General features: G+C 60.1%; 6 protein-coding genes. 3 read left to right on the plus strand and 3 right to left on the minus strand.

The annotated features are described in order from the left end of the window. The first annotated feature begins 418 nt into the window (after nt 1–418). Entirely contained in the window at nt 419–700 is a 282-nt protein-coding gene (locus tag ROE7235_RS18885) for a hypothetical protein (RefSeq protein WP_183073591.1), read from the plus strand. Between the two features lie 66 nt (nt 701–766). Continuing rightward, complete coding sequence (locus ROE7235_RS18890; RefSeq protein ID WP_121097461.1) at nt 767–1,276, plus strand: helix-turn-helix transcriptional regulator; 510 nt, start codon at nt 767–769, stop codon at nt 1,274–1,276. Here ROE7235_RS18890 and ROE7235_RS18895 read toward each other — a convergent pair. Genes ROE7235_RS18895 through pth form a run of 3 tightly spaced genes read right to left on the minus strand, consistent with a single transcriptional unit; the run spans nt 1,273 to nt 3,432 of the window. Then, nucleotides 1,273–1,656 (minus strand): DUF2237 family protein, encoded by a 384-nt coding sequence (locus ROE7235_RS18895; RefSeq protein WP_121097447.1) that lies wholly within the window; start codon nt 1,654–1,656, stop codon nt 1,273–1,275. The two genes, ROE7235_RS18890 and ROE7235_RS18895, sit on opposite strands and share 4 nt — an antisense overlap. Before the next feature lie 37 nt (nt 1,657–1,693). Next, on the minus strand, nt 1,694–2,746 hold the full coding sequence (locus ROE7235_RS18900) for a DUF2332 domain-containing protein (RefSeq protein ID WP_121097450.1): 1,053 nt from the start codon (nt 2,744–2,746) through the stop codon (nt 1,694–1,696). Next, on the minus strand, nt 2,743–3,432 hold the full coding sequence (pth, locus tag ROE7235_RS18905) for an aminoacyl-tRNA hydrolase (RefSeq protein WP_121097455.1): 690 nt from the start codon (nt 3,430–3,432) through the stop codon (nt 2,743–2,745). Before pth ends, ROE7235_RS18900 begins: the two co-directional genes overlap by 4 nt. Before the next feature lie 120 nt (nt 3,433–3,552). Here pth and hmuQ point away from each other — a divergent pair, with 120 nt between their 5' ends. Continuing rightward, complete coding sequence (hmuQ, locus tag ROE7235_RS18910) at nt 3,553–3,873, plus strand: heme-degrading protein HmuQ (protein WP_121097458.1); 321 nt, start codon at nt 3,553–3,555, stop codon at nt 3,871–3,873. Nucleotides 3,874–4,013: the final 140 nt, after the last annotated feature.

The raw sequence follows: 4,013 nt of genomic DNA on the forward strand, positions 1-4,013 counted from the left end.
CGCTGCACGGACATATGACGAATTATGGAAGGCGGTCGGTCATGTTTGTAACCTGTTCACCCCTGACGAATGCTACAACTTCTTCAAGGCCGCTGGATATGAAACTGATTGAACCAGACGCGCTCTAGGTGTTCAAGGGCGCTTCCCTGTGCTGTATCCGTGGCGAAATTGTCCAAGTGTGTGCGTACCCGTATTCGCCATGATGTGATTTGCGTCTGTTTCGCGCGGGGTGATCCGGTGTCTGAGTGCCAGTGTGTGTAAAGAGTGTTATGTTTAAGGCCGCACCCCGGATATTTGCCGGGGTGCGGTTTTTTCATTGGGCGGCCTTTAGCTGCCTTGTCGGAACCGTGCCATGGTCAAGCTGAGCCGATATTTGAAAGCCGTTTGTTTTGCGCTGTTGATGACAGCGCAAGCGGCCATGGGCGTAGACCGCATTACACCCGATATGGTGAGTGTCGCGCTTGAGGGGCAGGGCTACACGGTCGAATCCGTCACCCGAACCCTGCTGGGCCGGGTGCGGATTATTGCCTCGCTTGGTCCGATCTGGCGCGAGATCGTGCTCGACGCGTCCAGCGGGCAGATACTGCGCGATTATGCCATCGAATTCACCCCCTCCGACATGCCGGATCCGGACCCCGGAGATATGCCGCGCGGTGGTGACCTGGTCGAAAATCCAAATGAATTGTCGTTACAGAATTGAGACAGAACATGCAGTCACGCACAAACCGCGCCATATTAACGCGCCACCGAGCGGATGGAGGGTGGCATGAAGCTTAACCTTCTGATCCTGCTTATGGTGCTGGTGCAAGCTGTGGGGGCGTTGTTCTTTATCGGGGACATAGGCATGTCGGTTCTGGGCATAGAACGGCAGCCGATCCCATGGCAAACGCGCGAATTTCTGGAAATCGGGGCGGCGGTGGCGCTGTTGATCGGGCTGGTTCTGTCAGGGTTGCTGCTGATCCAGTCGCAGCGCCGTTTAGGCCGGGCAGAAGCGCAGTTGCAGCGTGCCTCTGCCGCGTTCATGGACCTGCTGGAGCAGAACTTCAAGGCTTGGGGCCTGACACCTGCCGAGCGCGATGTGGCCTTCTTCGTCCTGAAGGGCTTTTCTACACAAGAAATCGCAGGCTTTCGCAAAACATCGGACGGCACCGTCAAGGCACAGACAAACGCGATTTACCGCAAGGCAGGGGTCAGCGGACGTGGGCAGTTGATGAGCCTGTTCATCGACGACCTGATCGCAGATTCGCCACCCTGTTCCGAGAAAGACGAGGATTAGGGCAGGTCGGTCGCGTAGCGTTTGAGAATGTCGAACGCCACCACTTGCAGCGCCCGCTCATGCGTGGCGCGCAGCACGATTTTTGGTGCCACATCTTCTTCATGGGCCTGCACGAACCGCGCGGCGCACAGGCACCAGCGATCACCGGGCTTCAGCCCCGGAAAGGCGAATTCCGGGCGCGGGGTCGACAGGTCGTTGCCCAGATATTTCGAATGCGCCAGAAATTCGGCTGTCATAACAGCGCAGACGGTATGACTGCCGTGATCTTCTGCGCAAGTGTCGCAAGCCCCGTTGCGGAAAAAACCGGTCAACGGCGCGGTCGAGCACGGTTCCAGCGTGCCACCCAGCACGTTCACGGATGGAAGTTTCACGGCTGGCATGGCGTATTCCTTTTTTGAACGTGTCTGAAACACATAGTCAGTCGTGCGGCCCTGTCCATGTCGAAGGGTCGGGTGCCTGCCAATCGACCCAAGCACCATGAAAATCTGCCCGTCCCAAGGCAATTTCAGTGCCTTGTGGCCATAAGGTCAGGGTCAGGCACGCACCGGGGCCGTCATCGTCGGATTCCATTGCGACATGTGCGAGAGGTTCGTTCGCTTGCAGCCGTGCCCGTGCCATCGCATCAATCAACGCGTGCTGTTGCGTGGAGTCGAGATACTGCCAGAACAGGCTGTGATACACCATGTGGCACGCCTGTGGCTGCGGGCGTGACAAGCGGTCAGACAGCCATGCCACAGCGCAGCCCTGATCCATGCGTGGCCGAATTTCGGCCGCCAGATCCAATGCGCTGGCCTGACGGGCCATGCGCGCAGGCTGATCCGCCCAGATATAGCTTTGCAGCCGGTCACGGTCCGCGACCGGGTCCAGCGGGTTGTGGTCAACGCCCGCTCTGGCGCGAATGACTGGTGGCGCGACCGGGGGCAGCGCGCCATACCAGTCGGGCGCAAGTGTGATGGTGGCCTCTTCCGGGCCATAGCGCTGGCCGTCTATTTCCAGCGCGTAGTGATCCCAAAGCAGGTTCAAACCCGCGCACGCGCCAAGCTCTGACAGCACAAGCGGCAAGCCGAAGGCCGCACTCAGCCAGTTTCCTGCCGCGATGAACACGGCACTGCGCGCCACCTCGTTGGTCTGTGGTGCATGGTCCAACACGGGAAGTATTGCATCCGCGTTCAGGCGCAACACTGCGTCCAGGCTGCGCCAGAGCTGTGCATCGTCCACATCGTCACGGGTGTAGAAGCGCGCCAGCATCGCGGCCTGTCGGGTCAAGACAAGGTAATGCAACGCGCCGGCCAGACGCAGCGCAACCGCGTCTGCGTCAAGCCGGTCTGCGGGCCAACCCAGCAGCTTGTCGGCCACAGTGTGACCGGGGCGCAGATGGTCCGCCAGCAACCGCAACACCCGCGCGGTATAGGGCGAGCCGAGGCGCGCGCAGGCATCCGCCTGCGCTCTTGCATGGTCGCGAAAGCTCATTTGAAACGGTCCACCAGTTTTTGCAGCGGGCTGCGGGCGTCTGCTTGCGTGCTGGGCGGTGTTTCGGTCGCGGCGGTCTCTGCGGGTTTGGCCTTGGGCGTTTCGGGGCTGGCTTTGGGCGGTGCCATGCTCAGCCCCACCGCGTTTGTAAAACGGGGGCCGTCGCCCTCTGCCAGCGCCACCGCGCCGTCAGAAATGCCGCGCATCAGATCGTTCAGCCAGGTTTGATCGGCCTTGGCAAAATCCGACAGAACATAGGGCGAAACGCGGTCCTTGTGGCCGGGATGGCCGATGCCAAGGCGAACCCGTGCGTAATCCGGCCCAAGATGGCCGTGGATAGAGCGTAGCCCGTTATGCCCCGCATGGCCGCCGCCCTGTTTTAGGCGCAGCTTGCCGGGGGCAAGGTCCAGTTCGTCATGAAAGACGGTCAGATCAGCGAGGTCCAGTTTGAAAAAGCGCAGGGCTTCGGCCACGGATTGGCCCGACAGGTTCATGAATGTATGGGGTTTGAGCAGGACCACCTTTTCAGAACCAAGCCGCCCCTCCGACACCTCGCCTTGAAACTTGCTTCGCCAAGGTGCGAAGCCATGCCCATCGGCAATCGCATCCATCGCCATAAAGCCGATATTGTGACGGTTGCCCGCGTATTTCGCGCCCGGATTGCCCAGCCCTGCAAAGAGTTTCATGCCCACTCACCTTGTTCGCCCGTGCAGCATAGTCGCCCCGGCGCGCGGTGAAAAGCGCAAGCGGCGCTTGAGGCTGGCCTGCGGTGCAACTACCTTGAGCAAAAGCGAAAGGAGTGCCGCATGTATCTGACAATCAACCGTTTCAAGGTGCGACCGGGGCAGGAAGCGGCTTTTGAAGAGATTTGGCAAAACCGCGAAAGCAAACTTCCCGACATGGATGGATTCGTGGAATTCCATTTATTTCGGGGCGCCACAACTGAGGAGGCCACGATCTACCTGTCGCACACGCTATGGCGGGACAAGGCGGCCTTTGACGGGTGGGCAAAATCGCAGAATTTCCGAGGCTCGCACAAGGGGGTGCGCGATCACGGCACGATCTATCTGGGGCCGCCAGAGCTCGAGATTTACGATTCGGTGCAGCGCATCAGCGCAAAGGGCTAAAACGCAAACGGGGCTGCGTATTCCGGAGGATCCGGCCACCTATTCCGACAACATCCGGCCACCTGTTCCGGGGTATCCGGCCACCTGTGACGCGTTGCCGTGAGGCAGCGTATTTTGGTTATCAGTCTTGAGGGGTTTCG

This window comes from Roseinatronobacter ekhonensis, assembly GCF_900499075.1.
GTDB lineage: Bacteria > Pseudomonadota > Alphaproteobacteria > Rhodobacterales > Rhodobacteraceae > Roseinatronobacter > Roseinatronobacter ekhonensis.